Origin of the sequence: Coprococcus sp. AF21-14LB (assembly GCF_003458885.1) — a bacterium.
In the GTDB taxonomy this organism is placed as follows: Bacteria; Bacillota; Clostridia; order Lachnospirales; family Lachnospiraceae; genus UBA9414.
In genome coordinates this window covers 56,709-77,497 of record NZ_QRVX01000008.1, presented here as the reverse complement: position 1 = coordinate 77,497, position 20,789 = coordinate 56,709, and the positions used below count along the sequence as shown (strand labels likewise).

The 20,789-nt window shown below is 37.7% G+C and carries 24 protein-coding genes, 1 tRNA gene, 3 pseudogenes and 1 riboswitch; of the genes and pseudogenes, 27 read left to right on the top strand and 1 reads right to left on the bottom strand.

Annotated features, from left to right (window positions below):
- Window positions 1-214 precede the first annotated feature (214 nt).
- From DWX73_RS03515 to DWX73_RS03380, 25 genes and pseudogenes are all read left to right on the top strand, one after another.
- Window positions 215-985 (top strand): ParA family protein, encoded by a 771-nt coding sequence (locus tag DWX73_RS03515; RefSeq protein ID WP_118346921.1) that lies wholly within the window; start codon window positions 215-217, stop codon window positions 983-985.
- Window positions 986-987: 2 nt separating this feature from the next.
- Entirely contained in the window at window positions 988-1,908 is a 921-nt protein-coding gene (locus DWX73_RS03510; RefSeq protein WP_118346919.1) for a ParB/RepB/Spo0J family partition protein, read from the top strand.
- Window positions 1,909-1,952: 44 nt separating this feature from the next.
- Window positions 1,953-2,465, top strand: a complete 513-nt coding sequence (locus DWX73_RS03505; protein WP_118346917.1) for a DUF4446 family protein — start codon at window positions 1,953-1,955, stop codon at window positions 2,463-2,465.
- 33 nt (window positions 2,466-2,498) lie between these two features.
- A complete protein-coding gene (serS, locus tag DWX73_RS03500) occupies window positions 2,499-3,788 on the top strand; it encodes a serine--tRNA ligase (protein WP_118346915.1) in 1,290 nt (429 codons plus the stop codon).
- A gap of 12 nt (window positions 3,789-3,800) precedes the next feature.
- Window positions 3,801-4,679: a DUF3881 family protein gene (locus DWX73_RS03495; protein WP_118346913.1), complete on the top strand. Its 879-nt coding sequence runs from the start codon at window positions 3,801-3,803 to the stop codon at window positions 4,677-4,679.
- A gap of 345 nt (window positions 4,680-5,024) precedes the next feature.
- Window positions 5,025-5,098 (top strand) — tRNA-Arg (locus DWX73_RS03490).
- A gap of 326 nt (window positions 5,099-5,424) precedes the next feature.
- On the top strand, window positions 5,425-6,390 hold the full coding sequence (locus DWX73_RS03480) for a ParB/RepB/Spo0J family partition protein (protein ID WP_006427144.1): 966 nt from the start codon (window positions 5,425-5,427) through the stop codon (window positions 6,388-6,390).
- Between the two features lie 14 nt (window positions 6,391-6,404).
- Window positions 6,405-7,190: a ParA family protein gene (locus DWX73_RS03475; protein ID WP_005334870.1), complete on the top strand. Its 786-nt coding sequence runs from the start codon at window positions 6,405-6,407 to the stop codon at window positions 7,188-7,190.
- Entirely contained in the window at window positions 7,180-8,082 is a 903-nt protein-coding gene (locus tag DWX73_RS03470) for a ParB/RepB/Spo0J family partition protein (RefSeq protein ID WP_118346911.1), read from the top strand. The genes DWX73_RS03475 and DWX73_RS03470 overlap by 11 nt, the downstream gene beginning before the upstream one ends.
- 78 nt (window positions 8,083-8,160) lie before the next feature.
- Window positions 8,161-9,159, top strand: coding sequence for a DUF6017 domain-containing protein (locus DWX73_RS03465; protein ID WP_117762204.1), 999 nt, complete (start codon window positions 8,161-8,163; stop codon window positions 9,157-9,159).
- Between the two features lie 9 nt (window positions 9,160-9,168).
- Window positions 9,169-9,465: a hypothetical protein gene (locus tag DWX73_RS03460; protein WP_118346909.1), complete on the top strand. Its 297-nt coding sequence runs from the start codon at window positions 9,169-9,171 to the stop codon at window positions 9,463-9,465.
- 7 nt (window positions 9,466-9,472) lie between these two features.
- Entirely contained in the window at window positions 9,473-9,880 is a 408-nt protein-coding gene (locus tag DWX73_RS03455; RefSeq protein ID WP_118346933.1) for a hypothetical protein, read from the top strand.
- 247 nt (window positions 9,881-10,127) lie between these two features.
- Entirely contained in the window at window positions 10,128-10,550 is a 423-nt protein-coding gene (locus DWX73_RS03450; RefSeq protein ID WP_118346907.1) for a Fur family transcriptional regulator, read from the top strand.
- Window positions 10,528-11,145, top strand: a pseudogene (locus DWX73_RS14640) (flavin reductase); the annotation flags it as partial. The gene DWX73_RS03450 and the pseudogene DWX73_RS14640, both read left to right, overlap by 23 nt.
- A gap of 21 nt (window positions 11,146-11,166) precedes the next feature.
- Window positions 11,167-11,708, top strand: a pseudogene (rbr, locus tag DWX73_RS03440) (rubrerythrin).
- Window positions 11,709-11,798: 90 nt separating this feature from the next.
- Window positions 11,799-12,026 (top strand): transposase, encoded by a 228-nt coding sequence (locus DWX73_RS03435; RefSeq protein WP_278321067.1) that lies wholly within the window; start codon window positions 11,799-11,801, stop codon window positions 12,024-12,026.
- A gap of 696 nt (window positions 12,027-12,722) precedes the next feature.
- Window positions 12,723-13,487 carry a class I SAM-dependent methyltransferase gene (locus tag DWX73_RS03425; protein WP_023924069.1) on the top strand — a complete coding sequence of 255 codons (765 nt, stop codon included), beginning with the start codon at window positions 12,723-12,725 and terminating at the stop codon, window positions 13,485-13,487.
- A gap of 87 nt (window positions 13,488-13,574) precedes the next feature.
- Window positions 13,575-13,784, top strand: a complete 210-nt coding sequence (locus DWX73_RS03420; protein ID WP_008392833.1) for a DUF6219 family protein — start codon at window positions 13,575-13,577, stop codon at window positions 13,782-13,784.
- Window positions 13,785-14,231: 447 nt separating this feature from the next.
- Window positions 14,232-14,585, top strand: a complete 354-nt coding sequence (locus DWX73_RS03410) for a DUF6040 family protein (protein WP_242996589.1) — start codon at window positions 14,232-14,234, stop codon at window positions 14,583-14,585.
- Between the two features lie 154 nt (window positions 14,586-14,739).
- The gene (locus DWX73_RS03405) at window positions 14,740-15,174 is read left to right on the top strand and encodes an Rrf2 family transcriptional regulator (RefSeq protein WP_009243644.1); all 435 of its coding nucleotides are present in this window, start codon (window positions 14,740-14,742) and stop codon (window positions 15,172-15,174) included.
- 211 nt (window positions 15,175-15,385) lie between these two features.
- Window positions 15,386-15,780, top strand: a pseudogene (locus DWX73_RS03400) (pyridoxamine 5'-phosphate oxidase family protein).
- Between the two features lie 20 nt (window positions 15,781-15,800).
- Window positions 15,801-15,912: riboswitch (FMN riboswitch) on the top strand.
- Window positions 15,913-15,986: 74 nt separating this feature from the next.
- Window positions 15,987-16,610 carry an ECF transporter S component gene (locus tag DWX73_RS03395; RefSeq protein WP_118346901.1) on the top strand — a complete coding sequence of 208 codons (624 nt, stop codon included), beginning with the start codon at window positions 15,987-15,989 and terminating at the stop codon, window positions 16,608-16,610.
- Window positions 16,607-17,221, top strand: a complete 615-nt coding sequence (locus DWX73_RS03390) for a 4Fe-4S binding protein (protein ID WP_019162392.1) — start codon at window positions 16,607-16,609, stop codon at window positions 17,219-17,221. Before DWX73_RS03395 ends, DWX73_RS03390 begins: the two co-directional genes overlap by 4 nt.
- Window positions 17,218-18,162: a Sir2 silent information regulator family NAD-dependent deacetylase gene (locus DWX73_RS03385; RefSeq protein ID WP_118346899.1), complete on the top strand. Its 945-nt coding sequence runs from the start codon at window positions 17,218-17,220 to the stop codon at window positions 18,160-18,162. The genes DWX73_RS03390 and DWX73_RS03385 overlap by 4 nt, the downstream gene beginning before the upstream one ends.
- Window positions 18,159-18,935 carry a protein-ADP-ribose hydrolase gene (locus DWX73_RS03380; protein ID WP_118346897.1) on the top strand — a complete coding sequence of 259 codons (777 nt, stop codon included), beginning with the start codon at window positions 18,159-18,161 and terminating at the stop codon, window positions 18,933-18,935. The genes DWX73_RS03385 and DWX73_RS03380 overlap by 4 nt, the downstream gene beginning before the upstream one ends.
- Window positions 18,936-19,136: 201 nt before the next feature.
- Here the strand turns inward: DWX73_RS03380 and DWX73_RS03375 are convergent, their stop codons facing one another.
- Window positions 19,137-19,373: a DUF6061 family protein gene (locus DWX73_RS03375; RefSeq protein ID WP_118253346.1), complete on the bottom strand. Its 237-nt coding sequence runs from the start codon at window positions 19,371-19,373 to the stop codon at window positions 19,137-19,139.
- Window positions 19,374-19,847: 474 nt separating this feature from the next.
- Between DWX73_RS03375 and DWX73_RS03370 the strand changes: the two genes are divergently transcribed.
- Together DWX73_RS03370 and DWX73_RS03365 are read left to right on the top strand one after the other, a co-directional pair.
- The gene (locus DWX73_RS03370; protein WP_118346895.1) at window positions 19,848-20,279 is read left to right on the top strand and encodes a MarR family winged helix-turn-helix transcriptional regulator; all 432 of its coding nucleotides are present in this window, start codon (window positions 19,848-19,850) and stop codon (window positions 20,277-20,279) included.
- On the top strand, window positions 20,280-20,750 hold the full coding sequence (locus DWX73_RS03365) for an alpha/beta hydrolase (RefSeq protein WP_118346893.1): 471 nt from the start codon (window positions 20,280-20,282) through the stop codon (window positions 20,748-20,750). It begins immediately after the preceding gene.
- Window positions 20,751-20,789 lie beyond the last annotated feature (39 nt).

Below are 20,789 nucleotides of genomic sequence, written 5' to 3'. Positions count from 1 at the left end.
GTGACATATGAATCGTTTTATAAAAAGCAGTATTTATAAACGAAAGTCAAATAAAATCTTTATGAAACATAAAGAAAAAGTAAATAAAAAATGTTTCACGTGAAACATTCTATGGAATCTAAAGAAAAAAGATGCTATAATCATATAGTAACACACTTACGGCAAAAGTAGGTATGAAAGAAACAGGAGTATAGATATAGAAAGGTGACATCGTATGGGAAGAATAATAGCCGTTGCAAATCAGAAGGGCGGCGTAGGAAAAACAACTACATCCATCAATTTGTCTTCATGCCTTGCAGCAAAAGGGAAAAAGGTTTTAGCGATTGACATGGATCCGCAGGGAAACATGACAAGTGGACTCGGAATAGATAAAGATGGTGTAGAAAAGACAGTTTATGATCTGATCATTGGACAGGCAACAATCGAGGAAGTACTCTGCAAAGAAGCATTAGAAAATTTGGATGTTCTTCCAACTAATATAGATTTATCGGGAGCAGAAATTGAATTGATCGGAGTGGAGAATAAAGAGTTTATTATTCGCGATGAGGTAAATAAGATTAGAGATAATTATGATTTTGTAATTATTGACTGTCCACCGTCACTGAGTATGTTGACGATCAATGCGATGACAACCGCAGATACCGTTCTCGTACCTATTCAGTGTGAATATTATGCATTGGAAGGATTAAGCCAATTAATTCATACAATCGAACTTGTTAGAGAAAGATTGAATCCACTATTGGAAATGGAAGGCGTTGTATTTACTATGTATGATGCAAGAACAAATCTTTCACTACAAGTAGTGGAAAATGTGAAAGACAATCTTCAACAGAGGATTTACAAGACAATTATTCCTAGAAATATCCGTCTTGCAGAAGCACCAAGTCACGGACTTCCAATCAATATATATGATCCGAAATCTACAGGAGCAGAGAGCTATATGCTTTTGGCAGACGAAGTGATTGCAAGAGAGGAGGAAGAATAATCATGGCAGTAAAAAGAGGCGGTTTGGGAAAGGGATTAGATAGTTTGATTCCGGATCACAAACATGATAAACTTCCGGAAAAAGCTGTGCAATTGGAAAAAACTCCGGCAAAGAAGAAAGATTTTGAAATCCGCGAAAGCGGCGAACAGATGGTGAAGATTACGAAGGTTGAACCGAACCGTGAACAGCCGAGAAGAAATTTCGAAGAAGATTCGCTTTTAGAACTTGCAGATTCTATTAAGCAAATTGGAGTTTTGCAGCCGCTTATTGTACAGAAGAAAAATGATTACTATGAAATCATTGCAGGAGAAAGAAGATGGAGAGCTGCAAAGATAGCTGGTCTGAAAGAAGTTCCGGTAATTGTAAAGGAATTTACCGATCAAGAAGTCGTAGAGATTGCATTGATTGAGAATATCCAAAGAGAAAATTTGAATCCCATTGAAGAAGCTATGGCTTTCAAAAAATTGCTTACAGAATTTCATTTAAAGCAGGATGAAGTAGCCGAAAGAGTTTCTAAGAGCAGAACAGCAGTAACAAACTCCATGCGTCTTCTGAAATTAAATGAAAAAGTTCAGCAGATGATTGTTGATGACATGATTACAACCGGACATGCCAGAGCTTTGTTGGCAATTGAAGATCAGGAACAGCAATATGTACTTGCAAACAAGATTTTTGATGAGAAATTAAGTGTTCGTGAAACGGAAAAACTCATTAAATCTTTGAAAACTCCAAAAAAGGAGAAAGCGAAAAGAGAGGTTGAAAATGATTTCATTTATCGTGATTTAGAAGAAAAAATGAAATCTGTAATGGGAACGAAAGTACACGTTAACCAGAAACGTAACGGAAAAGGAAAAATTGAAATAGAGTATTATTCACAAGACGACCTCGAACGTATATTCGAGATGGTAATGGGGATGAAATAGAGAACAATCAGGGAAGAACAATTAGATAAAAGGGAGTATGGTATATGGAAAGCAGGATGTTAGAAAGCATCGGAATTGATCCGGGGTATCTGTTTCTTGCAATGTTCATTATGATTGTTTTACTGTTTTTCTTTACGGTCAGTGTGAATATGAAATATAATCGGTTGAAAAACAGCTATAACAGGTTTATGAAAGGAAAAGATGGAAAAACTTTGGAAGAAGAGATAAACCAGAAATTCCTCGAATTAGATCAGATAGCGGAAAAAACCGGAACTATTGAGAATGAATTAAAAGAAATTAGTCAACATTTGAAAGAACATTACCAGAAAGTAGGTATTGTGCGGTATAATGCATTTGAGGGGATGGAGCATAAATTAAGTTTTGCGCTGACATTGCTAGATGGAGATGACAATGGTTTCATTTTAAATGTCATGCACACCCAGGAAAGATGCTATACTTATATGAAAGAAGTAATTAAAGGCCAGAGTTATATAGAATTGTGTGAAGAAGAGGAAGAATCCCTGGACAGAGCAATTTTTCAGGAAGCTTATGGCTAGATTTTAAAGAATGAGATATAAAGGAGAAAAAACATGTTAGATATTAAATTTTTAAGAAGCAATCCAGACGTAGTAAAACAGAACATTAAAAATAAATTTCAGGATGAGAAACTTCCGTTGGTAGATGAAGTAATCGAATTAGATGTAGAAAACAGAAATATTAAGCAGGAAGTAGAAGCGCTGCGGGCAAATAAGAACAAAATTTCTAAAATGATTGGTGCTTGCATGGCACAGGGAAAGAAAGAAGAAGCAGAAGGATATAAGAAACAGGTTGCTGAAGAGGCAGAAAGAATCGAAGAACTGTCTGCAAGAGAAAAAGAAGTAGAAGATCGTATTTTGCAGATTATGATGGTAATTCCGAACATTATTGATCCTTCTGTTCCGATTGGAAAAGATGACAGTGAAAATGTGGAAATTGAAAAATTCGGAGAACCGGTTGTTCCTGATTTTGAGATTCCATATCACGCAGATATCATGAAAAGCTTCGATGGAATTGACCTTGATGCTGCCGGACGTGTGGCAGGAAATGGATTTTATTATCTGAAAGGAGATATCGCAAGACTTCATTCTGCAGTAATCTCTTATGCAAGAGATTTCATGATTGACAGAGGATTTACTTACTATATTCCGCCATACATGATTCGCAGCAGCGTTGTAACAGGTGTTATGAGCTTTGCAGAGATGGATGCAATGATGTATAAAATTGAAGGTGAAGATCTGTATCTGATCGGAACAAGTGAACACTCTATGATTGGTAAATTCATCGATCAGATGTTGGATGAGAGCGAACTTCCACAGACATTAACAAGTTATTCTCCATGTTTCCGAAAAGAAAAAGGTGCACATGGAATTGAGGAACGTGGAGTATATCGTATTCATCAGTTTGAAAAACAGGAAATGGTAGTTGTATGTAAACCGGAAGAAAGTAAAAAATGGTATGACATTATGTGGAAGAACACGGTAGATTTCTTCCGTACATTGGATATTCCGGTTCGTACATTAGAATGCTGTTCAGGAGATCTGGCAGACTTAAAAGTAAAATCTTGTGACGTAGAAGCATGGTCTCCAAGACAGAAAAAATACTTTGAAGTAGGAAGCTGTTCAAATCTCGGAGATGCACAGGCAAGACGTCTGAAAATCCGTGTGAATGGTGAAAACGGTAAATACTTTGCACATACACTTAACAATACAGTAGTAGCACCGCCAAGAATGCTGATTGCATTTTTAGAGAACAATCTGCAGGCAGACGGCTCTGTGAAGATTCCGGAGGCATTACAGCCATACATGGGAGGAAAGACAGAACTTCAGCCTGTGACACGCTAGGAAGAGGATTTGATGCATCAATATTTAAAAGCAATTGGATTTTCAAATATTACAACCCGTCGGCAGGAGAGAGAGCTTTTGGAGGAAACAGAAGAAGATTTTTCAAGTCATACGTTGGCAGAGCTGACAAAAGATTGTGATTTTTGCGAGTTTGTAAGAGAGTACGGAATTGGAATCGGAGTGAAGTCCTGCGGAGAAATAAATGGCTGGGATGAATTTGAACGAGAATATTATTTTCCGTATTTTGAAGGAAGTGGAATTACCTCCTACGCCGATGTAGTTGTAGAGAAAAAAATAGATCAAGAGGCTTATCTTGGCGTCTGTGAGGACGCCAGGGTAGGTGTCAGCATAATATTTCAGTTACAAAATAATGTGGAATATATGAAGGAATATCAGCTTCAGACACTGGGAACAAGGTCAACAAGTGTTACGCTTGCGGGACTCGCTAACCGGGGGAAAATACTGCTTCCGATCGTGAAGAATGAAGCAGTCCAACAGGCACAGCAGGAAGAGGCACATAATCGTATGATGCTGCTCAGCGCTGCGAGACAGGGAGATTCTCAGGCATTGGAAAGTCTGACGCTTGATGATATCGATACATATTCAAAAGTATCACAGAGAATCGGAAAAGAAGACGTTTTAAGTATTGTTGCAACCTACTTTATGCCTTATGGACTGGAATGTACGTTGTATTCGATTCTTGGAGAAATACTGGATATGCAGATGGTTGTGAATGACAAAACAAATGAGACGCTGTATATTCTTACATTGAATGTCAATGATCTGCATTTTGATGTCTGTGTCCCAATGGCAGAGTTGTCAGGAGAACCGGAGATTGGAAGGCGGTTTAAAGGTGAAATATTGCTTCAGGGACGGATCAATTTTCAGTAAAAGTTCTTGTCTTTTGAAGCCAGGTATAGTATAATTTTCGGTGGAAACTTAGGTTTAGCCGGAAATTATAGTATGTCTCGTTAGTTAAATGGATATAACAGGGTCCTCCTAAGAGAAAGCCGAGGCATTCCCCAAAGGGAAAAAATGAAAAACAACTTTCAGTTCGAATCTATTCTGAATAATGCCAAAGGTGACAACAAAGCATTCCCCAATTTGGGGAACGTTCTAATGTTACCAAATCAAAAAAATCTGTAGATTGACAACTTGAAATAGAGTTGATAATCTTATATATGGCCGAAGGGAAAAATCCCAGAAACCCAGTAAAATCAAGGGTTTGCGGCATGTGTCGTCATAGCTCAGCTGGATAGAGCACTCGCCTCCTAAGCGAGGGGTCGGAGGTTCAAATCCTCTTGGCGACGGGCTTCAAAGCGTTCGAAAATGTTAGCTGGATTAGCTGACAACGAACGCTTTTGTTATTTTCTAATCACGTTCGTGACATGATTTTCCATTCAAAATGATCAATTTCCAGCTAACGCAATCTGATTTTTGTTAGCTGACAGCTAATCAAAATTACCGGTTTGCAAACATGGGTTTTAGGAAGTTCAGCTAACATTTGGGTTCCGCTCTGTTGTCACCCCTTATTCGGGGATGTAAATCAGAGAAAAGGCGGGAAAAGAAACAATCTCTCCCAAACCTGCAAACATGAATTAGCTGAAACAGTATTCAATTCTATTAGCTACAGCTAATGGTCAAACAGCAATGTCTGTTTGGAACTTTACTATCTATAAAAGTTCCAGGCAGGCATTTTTTATTTCCTGAATCCTGGAGGAAAGGAGTCAAGATGACTGAACCAAACAGACAATCAGAAGAAAACGAAGAAAGAATCATAGAAATTGAGATTGAGCGTCTTCGACCGTTCAAAGAGCATCCGTTTCAGGTGAAGGATGATAAGGAAATGTTTCTTCTGCAGGAAAGCATTGAAAAGTATGGAATATTAAATCCGCTGATCGTCAGACCGGTACCGGATGGATACTATGAGATCATATCCGGCCACAGAAGAAAACATGCTGCGGAGAAACTGGGATACCGTAAAGTACCGGTGATCATCCGGGTATTAAGTGAAGATGATTCCATCTTGAGCATGGTAGATTCCAATCTTCACAGAGAACGGATCAGCTACAGTGAAAAAGCTTTTGCTTACAAACTGAAGAATGACGTATTAAAAAGAAAAAGTGGTCGAAAAAAGAGCCAAGTTGACCACAAAACACCAAGAAAGCGGGCAATAGAAATCATCAGTGAAGATTGTGGTGATAGCCCAAAACAAGTGCAGCGTTATATCTCACTGACAAAACTGATACCGGAAATGTTGCAGAAACTGGATGATGAGATCATTTCTTTTTGTCCGGCTGTAGAGATAGCTGCATTAAGTGAAAAAGAACAAAGAGAACTGCTTGTAGCAATGGAGTATGCACAGGCAATCCCATCACTCTCACAGGCCCAGAGGATCCGGCAACTGAGTAAAGAAAAACAGTTGTCACTGGAAAAGATGGAAGAGATCATGTGTGAAGTGAAAAAGGGTGAGATCACAAGAGTGGCATTCACAAACGAGCAGTTGCACAAGTATTTTCCAAATTCTTATACACCGGCAATGATGAAACGGGAAATACTGGCACTGTTGAAATTATGGAAAAAAGAATCATGGGAAAGTTAAAGGAGGAAGCAATCATGTGTAAAGTTATATCCGTAGTAAACCAGAAAGGTGGCGTCGGAAAGACCACCACAACCGTAAATGTAGGCATTGGACTGGCAAGAGAAGGTAAGAAAGTGTTGCTGATCGACGCGGATCCACAGGGAAGTTTAACCGCAAGTCTTGGATATGAGGAACCGGATGATCTTCGCATCACACTGGCAACGATTATGATGGATGTCATTAACGAAGAAGAAATCTCTCTGGAAGATGGTATCTTACATCACCAGGAAAATGTAGATCTACTTCCGGCAAATATTGAGCTTTCTGCCCTGGAAGTAACGATGGGAAATGTTATGAGCAGAGAAATGATCATGAAGGAATATATCGATGCGATAAGAGGCCGATACGATTATATCCTGATCGACTGTATGCCAAGTCTTGGTATGATGACAATCAATGCACTGGTCTCTTCCGATTCCGTGCTGATACCTGTACAGGCCGCATATCTGCCGGTGAAAGGACTTCAGCAGCTGATCAAGACCATTCTTACAGTAAAGAAAAGGCTGAACCGGAAACTGGCGATTGAGGGCATTCTGTTGACTATGGTTGATTTCAGAACCAATTACGCAAGGGACATTGCATCGAGAGTACATACAACATACGGAAGCCAGATAGAAGTATTTGAAAATGTGATTCCGATGTCCGTAAAAGCAGCTGAGACCAGTGCAGAGGGAAAAAGCATCTACATGCACTGCCCGAAAGGAAAAGTTGCCGAAGCATATAAGAACTTAACACAGGAGGTTTTGAAAAATGAAAAATAGAAGTGGCGAAAAGATTAAACTGGCAAGCATTGATGAACTGCTTGGTGTGGTAAATGAAGAATCTGCAATGGAGATAGAGATTAGTAAGATCCATCCGTTTAAAAATCATCCGTTCAAGGTGCTGGATGATGAAAAGATGCAGGATCTGGTTGAAAGTGTAAGAATCAATGGAGTACTGACACCGGTACTGCTTCGAATGGATGATAATGAAGAATATGAAATGGTATCCGGTCACAGAAGAATGCATGCAGCACAGCTTGCAGGACTTACAACTATTCCGGCAATCGTAAGAGAATTATCGGATGATGATGCCATTGTGGCTATGGTGGACGCTAACATTCAGCGAGAGGAATTGTTGCCGAGTGAGAAAGCATTTGCTTATAAGATGAAACTAGAGGCAATGAAAAGACAGGGAGTTAGAACAGATTTAACTTTGTCTCAAAATGAGACGAAGTTGAGATCTGATGAAGTCTTGAGCAAGCAAGTTGGGGAAAGTAGAGCTCAGGTTCAAAGATTTGTACGATTAACAGAACTTATTCCGGAACTTCTTGATCTGGTAGATAACAAGAAGCTTCAGTTTACGGTTGCTGTCAATATCTCCTATATCGATAAGGAAGTACAGGAATGGATTTACGAATATATCAGAGACACTGGATTTATCAAGCCAAAACAGATTGCAGCACTTAGAAATCAGCTAAATGATGGACCAATCAATCAGATTCAGATGTTATCAATTTTCAATAACTGTGTGATGGCAAAGAAAGTATCCCGGTCTCTCACTTTCTCGGAAAAGAAATTGACAAAGTACTTTCCGGATGATTACACAGCCAAAGATATGGAACAGGTGATTGAATCATTATTAGAAAAATGGATGCAGGAACAGTCCTGTTAAAGATAGAAAAAGCTAAGAAAACAAAGTCAAAGAAGTTTAAAAAAAGGACTTCTTAGCAGAAAATGAAAGGAGGAAATTATGGAGAAAAAAATGACATTTAATTATTTTTACGGTACCGAAGCTGATCAGTTCAGCTTCTACCGCATACCAAAAGCATTATTTACAGACAGTTATTTTAAAGATTTATCGAGCGATGCTAAAATTTTATATGGACTGATGTTGGATCGAATGTCTCTTTCCATCAAGAATCAGTGGTTTGACGACAAAAACAGAGCATATATCTACTTTTCCATCGAAGATATCATGGAATTACTGAACTGTGGCAGAAATAAAGCCATTAAATCCATGAGAGAACTGGATGACGAAACAGGAATTGGTCTGATTGAGAAACGCAGACAGGGATTTGGAAAGGTGAACGTTATCTACGTGAAAACCTTTATGCCTGAGAAAACAGATGAGAAAAAATTTGGAGAGGAATTAAAGAAGTTTAAAAAACAAACTTCTGTGGAAAATGAGGAATCTACAGAAGTTTACAATTCAAACTTCATGAAGTCCCAAAATCAAACTTCTAGAAGTCCCGAAAACAAACTTCAAGAAGTTTACATTTCAAACCCTAATAATACTAATCTTAGTGATACTGAAATGAATGATAATAAATCTAATCATATCATATCTGTGGATGAGAAAAGATTTGATAGCGATAATCACTCTGAGGATTATCAGGCTTATGAAAACCTTGTCAAAGAGACCATTGATTATGAATCACTGGAAGTAACCCATCATGACGATATGCGTCAGGTAGATGAAATCGTGAACCTGATCGTAGAAACTGTGATGTGTAAAAACGACAAGATATTGATTGCCAGCAATTGGTATCCGGCATCACTGGTGAAGAAAAAATTTCTGATGCTGACCTATTCACATATCGAGTATGTCTTACACTGTATGAGTGGTAACACCACAAAGGTGAAGAATATCAAGAAATATTTATTAGCAGCCCTGTTTAATGCACCGTCAACGATGAACGGGTATTATCAGGCAGAGGTGAACCATGATATGCCAGGACTGGTAAGATAGGAGGTGCACATGTTTATTTTAAAACTTGCTGGGAAGATATTATTACTGCCGGTATGGCTGATCCTTTTTGTGATCGGCCTGGCAGTGAAGATGACAGTACAGACTTATGCGGTTGTCAGAGGGATCCTTGGATTTATGTTCACTTTATTGATTATAGCGACTGCATACTGTTATCATGACTGGGTACAGGTTGTATTTCTATTTTCGCTGAGTGTAATTCTGTATCTGATCCTGTTTGCAGGAGTATTTGTGGACACTGTACTGGACATGACAAGAGAACGTATTATTGATTTTATTATATCGTGAGGAGGATATGAAAATGAGTGAAAACAATGATTTTATACAATTACCACCAATCAAAAAAGACACACCGTCCGAAGTGGTAGCATTTATGTGGGAGTACATGAAAGTACCGGAGGATTCAAGAGAAAAAGTTAAGAATCTGCTTAAAGATGCAAATGAAAATGGCGTAAAATTAAGTCATCAGGCACCAACACTGTATGATGTTGTTCCAAAAGAAGAAATTGCTGAATTTGAAGAGGTCATGCGTAAAACCATAGCTGACATTGTATCAGAAGCCAGTGGTGTTGCCTGGTGGGTATATGTGCAGAAATATGTGAAACATAAGACTTTGGATGAGATGCTGCAAGAATGGTCAGGAGCAAGCAAGTTTATCCTTGCTATGGATACCTGGTTTGAAAGATTGATGGCGGATCAATAGAAGCTGTGATAGAATGAAGAAAACGATTTGATGTGCAAATCGATGTTTACAGAATTGAAAGTTATAGATATTATATGGATAGAGCAAATTGTTTTCGTGTTTTATTAAAAAATCTTAACAAAATAAAGAGTTATTCTTGGTAAAGAACAGCTTTTATCTAATAACAAGAATCATTACTGTTTTATTGACAAAAGCTTTAAAATGATATATAATCCTTATTAAGAACTAGTTCTAATAAGGAGAATGGATGACAAATAGAAGAAATACTATTCAGAAAGATCTCGTACGAAATGCTGTATATGAGATGAAAAGACATGTTACAGCAAATGAAGTATATGAATTTATAAAAGAAGCATATCCTACAATTGGAAAAGGAACGGTATATAGAAACCTTGATATCTTGATAGAAGAAGGTGCTTTAAGAAAAATTGAAGTCCCGGATGGACCGAACCGGTTTGATTTTGCATTGAACAATCACTACCATGTCAGGTGTATAAAGTGTGGCAATGTTTCAGATGTGGATATGGATGAAATACCGAACTTGCTGGAAAGAATTAATAACACTCATGGAATTGAATTTTTGGATTATGATATTTTGTTTAAAGGTATTTGTCTGAAATGCAGGGGGAAGGAAAAGGAGAAACAACATGGACAAAAAGGCAATGTATAAGTTGAGTTACGGATTGTTTGTACTAACTGCCAGGGAAGGCGAAAAAGACAATGGATGTATTATTAATACAGCAATTCAGGCAGCTTCAGAACCAAACCAGTTAAGTATCTGCGTTAATAAAACAAATTACACGCATGAAATGATTGAAAGAACTGGAAAGTTTACAGTATCAGTCCTGAATCAGAATGCACAATTTGAATTATTTAAACATTTTGGCTTTCAATCAGGAAGGGATACCAATAAGTTTGAAACATTTGAAAAGTGTGCCAGGGGTACAAATGGTATTTATTATATTACACAAGGTACCAATGCATACATTTCTGTAACTGTTAATAAAACAGAAGATTTAGGTTCGCATACAATGTTCATCGGCGAGATAACTGACATGGAAGTTCTAAGTGATATTCCTTCTGTAACATACGAGTATTATCAGAATAATATTAAACCTAAGCCACAGGCAGTTGGAAAAACGGAGGATGGTCAGACGATATGGCGTTGCAGAATCTGTGGATATGAATATGTAGGCGAAGAATTACCGGATGATTTTATATGTCCTTTGTGCAAGCATCCGGCATCAGATTTTGAAAAAGTAGTGGTGAAAACGGAGGTAAAAGAAATGGCAGCAAACAAATACGTAGGAACACAGACAGAAAAAAATTTACAGGAAGCATTTGCAGGGGAGTCTCAGGCAAGAAATAAGTATACCTATTTTGCTTCTGTAGCAAGAAGGAAGGCTATGAACAGATGTCAGCATTATTTTTAAAGACCGCAGATAATGAAAAAGAACATGCAAAGATGTGGTTCAAGGAATTAGCAGGAATAGGAGATACAAAAGAAAATTTAGTGGCAGCTGCAGAAGGCGAGAATTATGAGTGGACAGATATGTATGAAGGTTTTGCTAAAACAGCTGAGGAAGAAGGTTTTCCTGAACTTGCAGCAAAATTCAGAGCTGTAGGAGAGATTGAGAAGCATCACGAGGAGAGATATCGTGCACTTCTTAAAAATATTGAAACTGCACAGGTATTTGAAAAGAGCGAAGTTAAGGTATGGGAATGCCGTAACTGCGGACATATTGTGGTAGGAACAAAAGCACCTGAGGTATGCCCGGTATGTAATCATCCGCAGAGCTATTTTGAGGTGCACGAAGAGAATTATTAAGAAATCAGCGGAACTTGTTGAAAAATTTATGAAACATTATCGACAGAACATTTGCATTTCGGAAAAAGCGTACAGGATAATGGATATGGAATGTTCAGGGAAATGTTAGACTATAAACTGGCATGGAAAGGAAAGAAAATGGTAAAGGTAGACCGTTTCTTTCCTTCCAGTAAAAAATGCTGTAAATGTGGAAGGATAAAGAAAGAACTGAAATTATCCGAAAGAGTCTATCGCTGTGCGTGTGGAAATGAAATGGATAGAGATCGTAATGCAGCAATCAACATCCGTGAAGAGGCAAGAAGGATGTTGACAGCATAAACTGTCCGTATCCGGACAATAGAAAAATATGCCCGTGTCCGGGCAAAAGAATCGCGGGGCACGCGAAGATAGCTTGTAGATACTTGGTTCAGTAGAGACATTGAACAAGAAGCCCCAACTTCAAAATCAGAGATTTAAGTGGTGGGAGCATGTCACGTTTTGGAAATCATAGAGTGTATGGATTCAATTCTATATGCTCTTTATCTTTACTTAATTTCAGGTAAAAACGCAGAAATCTAATGTTACGATGTTCTACAATCTCCGTCATAATAAAAATATCTCCATCATTTTAAAAGAGAATTCAGTTCAATGATTCTATCGAGATATTTTACTCTCGTGATTGTTTTTATTTAGCCACCCACTTTCAAAAAATTGAAGTTTTTTCATTTTTCGAAAGTGGAAACTATGTAAAGGCAACCCGATTCTTTACTGAATTTCAAGTAAAATGCAGAAATTTCAAAAAGATTGCTTTTAACCACTGTAAAACAGGCTCTGAGCGTTTCGTTATATGAAGGGATAATTTTTCTTTCATATTTCAAAGAAAAGTACTGTGATGAAATATTTGCCAGCGGAGCAGAAACAGAAGAGTTTTTCTATCGCCTGGGTATAAAGGATGGACTGAGATTAAAAAGTACGGTAAAATCTGTATTAGAAATGATGTCGTGAAATCGGAAGTTTACAGCGAGGTAAAAGTTTATGAATAACTATAATGAAGTGAAAAAATCATTTGGTACACAAGCAGAGAAATTTGCTTCATATCATATGTCTAAGGCAGAATATACCGATTATTTGATTCGTAGTATTCAGGCAAAGGGCAATGAACATGCATTGGAGGTTGCTGCTGGAACCTGTATATGTGGAAGAGCAGTGGCTCCTTATGTTAAGGACATTACTTGTTTGGATTTGACAGAAGCAATGTTGGAGCAGGGAAAAAAACTGGCAAAGCAAGAAGGTATTCAGAACATATCATTTGTATCGGGGAATGCGGAATGCTTACCTTTTGAAGATGAAACATTTGACCTTGTGATTACAAGACTTTCATTGCACCATTTTGTTGAGCCTGAAAAGCCTTTTCGGGAGATGCAACGAGTTTTGAAAAAAGGTGGAAAACTTGTTATTTGGGATATGGTAGCGACTACAGAAGAATTGCGTGAAACTAATGACGCTATTGAAACGATGCGTGATAACTCACATACAAGAATACTTAGCAGAGAAGAATTTGAAGCATTGTTTGAGGATGCTTTTGAGCTTCAGCTTGAAGAAACAACACTTGTTCCTGTAAATCTACAAAGTTGGATGGATTTGACAAGTACACCAGAGGATATTCAAAAAGATATTATTGATAAAATGGAATACGATTTGAATGGTGGAGATAAAACAGGTTTTAATCCCTATATCAAGGAGGGACAAATATGTTTTGACCATAGGTGGTTATTGCTGATTGGAAAAAAGGAAAACTAATCCCCATTTATCAAGAAAAAGAAACTTTCAGTTTGTATATATCTTTTAAAAGGTATATGATTAAGAAAAACGGCAGGAGGTATCTGAATGAAATCACATAAATATTGGTCTATCGGTGCACTGATTACAATGCTTGGAACTTTTTATACAGGTTATAAGGGATCAAAAGAAGGCCATAAGTACTTTGCAGCAAGTTCTTTGCTTTGCATGATTATGGCTATTTATACAGGACACAAGATGATTTCTGGTAAAAGTAGGAAGAAAAAAGAAGTTTCAGTAGAGAGTGTTGAAGATTAAAAAACAAAATATTTTAATAAATAACGCCGGTGCGGGATTTTTGATATCCAGTACTGGCGTTATTTATTCCTTTATAGGAAAGTTCGATCTTTATCGAACTTTTGAATGAAAAAAGCCTGCACAAAGGCGGGCATGAGAAGAAGATGACACTGTTTAGAAGATATAAAAGCCTTCTACACCAGCCTCATCGGCAAATAAATCGTCTTCATTTAAGAAATAATCCATATCCAGGAGTTCATCCTCGCTCATGTTGCGAATGTCCTTGGATGTCATTCCTTCTGGTGGATTATCCATGTATTTTTTGCTCTGTATGTGTACCCCTCTATATAACGAAACGCTCAGAGGCTGTTTTACAGTGGGGGAAAAGAAAAAATATCAAAAAAATGATGATTAATCACTTTTTTCGGCACGATAGGAAAAGGAATTGTAAGTCTGCTTCAAGAGTTTGTGACAGGTGCAGATTCTTTCGGACAATTAAGCAATAGAATTTCAAATAGTATCATTTCCGAGATTGTGTACTGGCTAATCGCAGCTATTGTTATGGGAATTTTATTCATCATGACGGGATTACCGATAGTCTGGATTGGTTATCAGGTGGGGAAAATCTACCGGAAATATTGCTGGGATATCATCAGTATCATGATGGCGATAATGAGTACAGCTATTGCAATCTACTTCGGAAAATGGATAAAATCAATCATTCCGATGAACCTTATTCTACTGTTACTTCTTGTGCACGTGGTCTATATCGGAATCCGATGTTATGTGAAAGACTGGCGGGAGGAACGAGGATATTACTAAAACAAAAAGAAAACAGGAAGATTTTGTAAAGTATCTTCCTGTTTTTTCTAAAGCAGACTATTGATTGTATTTATATTAAGTTTTCAACAACAATGTAACCATTGAAATTACATCTGTTTTTTGATATGATTACTGTCAAAGAGAGGTGTTTATAATGCAGATTTCAAGCAGATTTACAATGGCAATCCATATGTTTGCCTGTATAGATACATTTTCGGATCAGAAGATGACTAGTGATTTTATGGCAGCAAGCATTGGAACTAATCCGGTGATTGTTCGTAAAATATTGCAACAATTAAAGGCTGCTGGTCTTATTGAAGTTGCAAGAGGGACAGGCGGTGTGACAATTACCAGACCATTGGAGCAGATTACATTCCTTGATGTGTATAAAGCAGTGGAATGTGCACCAGATGAAGAACTGTTTCATTTTCATGAGAATCCCAATCAGAAATGTCCGGTAGGAAAGAATATTCACCATGTTCTTGATAAGAGACTGTTAGAAGTACAGAAGGCAATGGAGGAAAAACTTTCAGAAATGACACTGGCTGATGTGAAAAAAGATATTGCAGTGTATACAGAGGAAGAGTAGCCTACAGAAGGCTTCGGATGAGTGATTATATCATCACAATTTCCGGAGCCTTTTCGTTTTTCATAATCAATGTAAAATCTTCAAAAGGAGTTGTAACAGAAAAAGTTACAAAAAGTTTGATGTAACTATTGACATTACATTAAACTGATGATATTGTATAGCTACAAGATGTAATAATCATTGTTACAACATATCAAGGAGGTAATTTAAAATGCAGAAAGTAGTAGAATTTTTACAGAAAAACCCGGTTCAGTATTTAGCAACCGTCGGAAGAGATGAAAAGGCAAAATGCCGTCCATTCATGTTCTGTTTTGAGCAGGACGGAAAGCTTTGGTTCTGTACTAACAACACAAAGGATGTTTACAAGGATATGTTAGCAAATCCTGAAGTAGAAGTATCAGTATCTTCCCCTGAATACGCATGGATTCGCCTTCATGGCAAAGCAGTATTTGAGGACAACAAGAGTGTAAAGGAGGATGCATGAACAATCCTATCGTTAAGGGACAGTATCAGACAGCAGATAATCCTATTTTTGAGGTATTCTATCTTGAAAATCCGCATGGTTTAATCGCAGATTTCTCTGGAAATCCACCTTATGAATTTTAAAGATAATTAACAGAAAAAATTACAGTCTTCGGGGCAAGGTGTAATTCCTGACCGGCAGTATAGTCTGCGAGCAAAAGCTGATATGGTGCAATTCCATAACCGACGGTAAAGTCCGGATGAGAGAAGATATGATAAAACAAGTCCCGCAGGAAATCCCGTCCTGCGGGCTGTTTTAAATTCAGGCATATCTCACAAAAAGGAGATTTATGAGTAACAATACAGCAACTATTAAAACAAGAAAAAATTTAGTTTCTACAAGGACGATAACAATGACAGCTCTACTGGCAGCTATATCATATGTGTTGGCATTTTTAGAGTTTCCGGTTCCTTTGAGTCCATCATTTGCACGAATGGATCTGTCAGATTTACCTGCATTGATTGGGGCGTTTGCGTTTGGACCGGTTACAGGAGTGATGATAGAATTGATAAAAAATATATTACAGCTTCTGTCAACATCAACAGGAGGAATTGGTGAACTTGCCAATTTCCTGATGGGGGCATCCTATGTACTGGCTGCCGGTTTTATATACAAATACAAAAAGACTAGGAAAATGGCGATGTGGGCATGTGCTATTTCAAGTGTAGTTATGGGAATAGCAGCAGCGATTGTAAATTATTTTATACTACTTCCACTGTTTGAAACATTTATGCCGCTGGATCAGCTGATTGCATCATTTGGCGAATTTCTGCCATTTATTAAGACCAAGCTGGACGTTGTGCTATTCAATGCATTGCCGTTTAATATCTTAAAAGGCTTGGTGATTGGAGCAATTGCCATGATGATATATAAAAAACTTACACCGATACTGAAAGGAGAGACTTTGAAATGACAAAAATGGATTATCTTAAACTTCTGGTGGATGAAATTCATTCAACAACAGTTGCAACGATAGGTTCAGATGGACATCCTCAGACAAGAATCATAGATATGATGTACTATGATGAAGAAGGTGTGTATTTCCTTACAGCAAAGGGAAAAGCATTTTATGACCAGTTAATGGAGCAGCAGTATGTGGCAATATCCGCAACAAAAGACAAAATTGCGGTGTCTCTGCGTGGAAAAATAAAGAACATCGGAAAAAAGAATCTTGATATTATGTTTGAAAAAAATCCATATATGAAGAAAATCTATCCGGGAGATACGAAAGACGCAATCGAAGTGTTTCGGCTGTATGAGGCACAGGGAGAGTATTTTGATATCAGCAATCCATCAAATATTGTGAGGGATACTATAACAATTGGAAAAACCGAGGCAGTTCAGACAGGGTATTTTATTGGAAAAGAATGTATTGGATGCAAACTGTGTTACTCTGTATGTCCGCAAAAATGCATTGATATATCTTCAGTTCCGGTTACTATCAACCAGAATCATTGTCTGCATTGCGGAAGATGTGCAGAAATTTGTCCGAAGCAGTGTATTGAGAAAAGAGGTTCATTATGATTTTTAAGAAAATCAGAAAAGGGCATGCTGACTGGAGAAACTTTTTATGTAGTACTCCGGCAAGGGATTATGTATTCCAAAAGTATGCATATGAAGACCAGATTGACAGGGCAGCAAAGAATATAAGAAATACAGACTGTGTTATAATCGGGGCAGGAGCCGGGGCATCGACAGCTGCGGGAATCCAATATGGTGGTAAAAGGTTTACAGACAATTTTGCAGAATTTATAAAAAAATACGGTGAGTACTACATGACAGATATGTATGCAGCCGGATTTTATCCATATCCGTCTGAGGAGGCAAAGTGGGGATACTGGTCAAAACATGCATTGATGAACCGCTTTGATCCTCCGGCATTGCCGCTTTATACAGAGCTTTATGATCTTGTAAAGAATAAAGAATATTTTGTACTTACAACCAATGTGGATCATCAGTTTTATAAAGCGGGATTCGATGAAAAAAGAATATTTGCAACACAGGGAGATTATGGGAAAATCCAGTGCCAGAAAGCCTGTCATCCAAAGACTTACGATGCAAAAGACCTGTTTCGTAAAATGGATAAAGCAAGAAGAGACTGCCTGATTCCATCAGAACTTGTACCAAAATGTCCGGTGTGTGGCGGCAATATGGCTATGAATCTCCGTTGTGATAATTATTTTGTGGAAGATGAAGCGTGGCATGAGGCAGCCGACAGGTATGCGGGGTTTCTGGAACAGCATAAAGATAAAAAGGTTGTTCTTTTGGAACTTGGAGTTGGATTTAATACGCCGATTATTATACGTTTCCCTTTTGAAAAGATGGTGAGGGAGAACTCGTCTTATAGTTTGATACGCCTGAATATGGATGAAGCGGTAGTTCCGGAAAGCTTCGGGGAACGTGCAATCGGTATTGGCGGTGATATGGCAAAGGCAATTACTGATATAAGGGAGCTGGTATTATGACACAGGATGAGCGAAGAGAATATCTGATTCAGTATCTTTTAAAAGAAGAAATACCGTTTGGCAGACAGAACATTCCTACGGATAAGCAGGGGCAGGAAAATCTGCTCCGCTCACTTATGAATGTCAGACCGCCAAGACCAATCAGTAATGATTTTTTGAAAATACAGGATGAGTATCTTACAGAAAGAAATATAGAGCGTGGAATCACAGATGTTGACACGCTTGCACCTGTAAAATCCGATTCGAGATTATATATCTGGCAGGGGGATATTACCACTTTGAAATGTGATGCAATCGTGAATGCGTGTAACTCACAGATGCTTGGTTGTTTTTCACCGATGCATGCCTGTATTGATAACTTTATTCATACTTATGCTGGAATGGAACTGCGTCTGAAAATGCATGAAATTATGGCAAAGCAAGGGCATGAAGAAGAGAGCGGCAAAGCAAAGATAACATCGGGATACAATCTTTCGACAAAATATATTCTTCATACGGTAGGACCTATTATACAACGGAAAGTCACAAAAGAAGATGAAGACCTGTTGGCAAGCTGCTACACAGAGTGCCTAAAGCTTGCAGCTGATACTGGTGTGGAATCTATTGCATTCTGTTGTTTGTCTACAGGTGTATTCCGTTTTCCACAGCAACGAGCTGCCGAGATTGCAACGAACACTGTAAAGCAGTATCTTAACAAAGACAGCAGAATAAAAAAGGTAATCTTTAATGTGTTTAAGGATGAAGATTTAAAAATATACAGTGGATTGTTATAAGCGTCTGTTGAAATATCCGATAAATCTTATTGTACTGTTACTGCCTGAGAATGTGATTTATATTGGAATCCGATGTTAAGTGAAAGAATGGGGGAAGAACGAGAATATTATTAAAAAAAGTGGACAGTTCACCAATTGGGGGCCGTCCACTGAGAGGACGGCGGTTAGTCACCGCTCCTACTCAATTTTTAACAGGAAATATTAAAGTTCAAGTGAATCTTCTGCATCAACCCACATCTGTAAATTTCCATCAAGATATAATCTCGCATATTCCAGTGGCTCGTCAATAGCAAGTGCATTTAATGCACAGTCTGATCCAGGCGTGGTTTTTAAGTCCTTCTCAGCTTCCCAGCAGTCAATGCGAAGCATATAGCCGGCACTGGTATAAACATCAATACTGTTGCATTGTGGATTGTATTCTGCAAATATTGTTCTCATCGTATTCCATCTCCTTATTATTCAATCAATCATTAATTGTAAAAATTAAGAAGCATTTCAATCAGTTCACCATGTCAGTTTTATTTTGTGTTATACTGTTTTATAGATTTTTCTTGCCCTTGTATTTTCCCTTATCAGAGTTCGTAAACTTATATGGGAAGATATAACACAAGGGAAACAATAAGGGAAAGCTTACCTGCGACAAATCCAGTGTTTTCAAGGGATTGCGGAGAATTTGATAATAAAATATAACAATTATTAAATTCCTTAAACAGGTGAAATCTCAATCAGAATTTGTAAATTGCGTTTGTTTATGAATATATTTATACGGCACTGGAGTGTGATTAGGATACCTCCAGTGTTTTTATTATTGATGATATAATAGTATCTTTCGATTTTAGTTGACAGCTCAACTAAATAAACTTATACTTTAATTGTTGATGGATCAACTATTGGGAGGAGAGGATTATATACATGGAAAAATTATCGAGAGATTTGCTGCGTGTTTCCAGAAAAGCGCAGATATGTGTCGGAGCTGTTGTAAAAAAATATAATATTACTGTTGCTGAGGAGTCCTTTTTTATGGCTATCAATTCTCATGATGGTGCTACGCAGGAAGAACTGACAGCACTTGTTGGTGTAGATAAAGCAATGACAACCAGAGTAATCCACTCATTGGAAAGTAAGGGACTGGTTAAAAGAGTGCAGGATACAAAGGATAAGCGCCAAAACAAAATCTATAAAACAGACAAGGTAAATGAAATAAGAGAGATTGTCCTGAAAGATCTTCTGCATCTCAATCAGATCTTTACGGCGGGTATTGGAAATGATGATTTGGATATTTTTATGCGAACACTTGCTGTTCTGGAAAAAAATATTTCCAACTTTCTGAAGGAGGAAAAGTAAATGAATCAGACTATTAAGGATGGCAATGCACAGGGAAATCCACTTGGTTTTGCTCCGATTCCCGGACTTATCAGAAAATTTGCAATTCCTTCCATCATTGGTATGCTGGTCATGGCGGTATATAATATTACAGATCAGATTTTCATTGGACATGTGGTTGGTATGTATTGTACATATTCTTTTACGGTAAATGGATACCGTACTTTATTGGACGTGCTGTCATTCATACAGAATTCAGATAATATTGCAAAAATCCCGAAGGACCTTCCTGTGTTTTTGATTGCAGGAGAAGAAGACCCTGTTGGTAATTATGGAAAAGCAGTTAAACATGTTTATGAAATCTACAAAAAAGCAGGAATTAAGGATATTTCGATAAAACTTTATAAAAATGACAGACATGAATTGATCAATGAGACAGACAAAGAAGACGTTTATGACGATATCAGGCATTGGCTGATTTGTCATTTGTAATTTGATTTATCTACAATAAAGTACTGAATTTTTTTGGTT

Excerpts from the sequence above, each read along its gene's own strand:
- DWX73_RS03515 (WP_118346921.1), top strand. The coding sequence starts at position 215 with ATGGGAAGAATAATAGCCGTTGCAAATCAGAAGGGCGGCGTAGGAAAA.
- DWX73_RS03510 (WP_118346919.1), top strand. The coding sequence starts at position 988 with ATGGCAGTAAAAAGAGGCGGTTTGGGAAAGGGATTAGATAGTTTGATT.
- DWX73_RS03505 (WP_118346917.1), top strand. The coding sequence starts at position 1,953 with ATGGAAAGCAGGATGTTAGAAAGCATCGGAATTGATCCGGGGTATCTG.
- serS (WP_118346915.1), top strand. The coding sequence starts at position 2,499 with ATGTTAGATATTAAATTTTTAAGAAGCAATCCAGACGTAGTAAAACAG.
- DWX73_RS03495 (WP_118346913.1), top strand. The coding sequence starts at position 3,801 with ATGCATCAATATTTAAAAGCAATTGGATTTTCAAATATTACAACCCGT.
- DWX73_RS03480 (WP_006427144.1), top strand. The coding sequence starts at position 5,425 with ATGGTCAAACAGCAATGTCTGTTTGGAACTTTACTATCTATAAAAGTT.
- DWX73_RS03475 (WP_005334870.1), top strand. The coding sequence starts at position 6,405 with ATGTGTAAAGTTATATCCGTAGTAAACCAGAAAGGTGGCGTCGGAAAG.
- DWX73_RS03470 (WP_118346911.1), top strand. The coding sequence starts at position 7,180 with ATGAAAAATAGAAGTGGCGAAAAGATTAAACTGGCAAGCATTGATGAA.
- DWX73_RS03465 (WP_117762204.1), top strand. The coding sequence starts at position 8,161 with ATGGAGAAAAAAATGACATTTAATTATTTTTACGGTACCGAAGCTGAT.
- DWX73_RS03460 (WP_118346909.1), top strand. The coding sequence starts at position 9,169 with ATGTTTATTTTAAAACTTGCTGGGAAGATATTATTACTGCCGGTATGG.
- DWX73_RS03455 (WP_118346933.1), top strand. The coding sequence starts at position 9,473 with ATGAAAATGAGTGAAAACAATGATTTTATACAATTACCACCAATCAAA.
- DWX73_RS03450 (WP_118346907.1), top strand. The coding sequence starts at position 10,128 with ATGACAAATAGAAGAAATACTATTCAGAAAGATCTCGTACGAAATGCT.
- DWX73_RS03435 (WP_278321067.1), top strand. The coding sequence starts at position 11,799 with ATGTTCAGGGAAATGTTAGACTATAAACTGGCATGGAAAGGAAAGAAA.
- DWX73_RS03425 (WP_023924069.1), top strand. The coding sequence starts at position 12,723 with ATGAATAACTATAATGAAGTGAAAAAATCATTTGGTACACAAGCAGAG.
- DWX73_RS03420 (WP_008392833.1), top strand. The coding sequence starts at position 13,575 with ATGAAATCACATAAATATTGGTCTATCGGTGCACTGATTACAATGCTT.
- DWX73_RS03405 (WP_009243644.1), top strand. The coding sequence starts at position 14,740 with ATGCAGATTTCAAGCAGATTTACAATGGCAATCCATATGTTTGCCTGT.
- DWX73_RS03395 (WP_118346901.1), top strand. The coding sequence starts at position 15,987 with ATGAGTAACAATACAGCAACTATTAAAACAAGAAAAAATTTAGTTTCT.
- DWX73_RS03390 (WP_019162392.1), top strand. The coding sequence starts at position 16,607 with ATGACAAAAATGGATTATCTTAAACTTCTGGTGGATGAAATTCATTCA.
- DWX73_RS03385 (WP_118346899.1), top strand. The coding sequence starts at position 17,218 with ATGATTTTTAAGAAAATCAGAAAAGGGCATGCTGACTGGAGAAACTTT.
- DWX73_RS03380 (WP_118346897.1), top strand. The coding sequence starts at position 18,159 with ATGACACAGGATGAGCGAAGAGAATATCTGATTCAGTATCTTTTAAAA.
- DWX73_RS03375 (WP_118253346.1), bottom strand. The coding sequence starts at position 19,373 with ATGAGAACAATATTTGCAGAATACAATCCACAATGCAACAGTATTGAT.
- DWX73_RS03370 (WP_118346895.1), top strand. The coding sequence starts at position 19,848 with ATGGAAAAATTATCGAGAGATTTGCTGCGTGTTTCCAGAAAAGCGCAG.
- DWX73_RS03365 (WP_118346893.1), top strand. The coding sequence starts at position 20,280 with ATGAATCAGACTATTAAGGATGGCAATGCACAGGGAAATCCACTTGGT.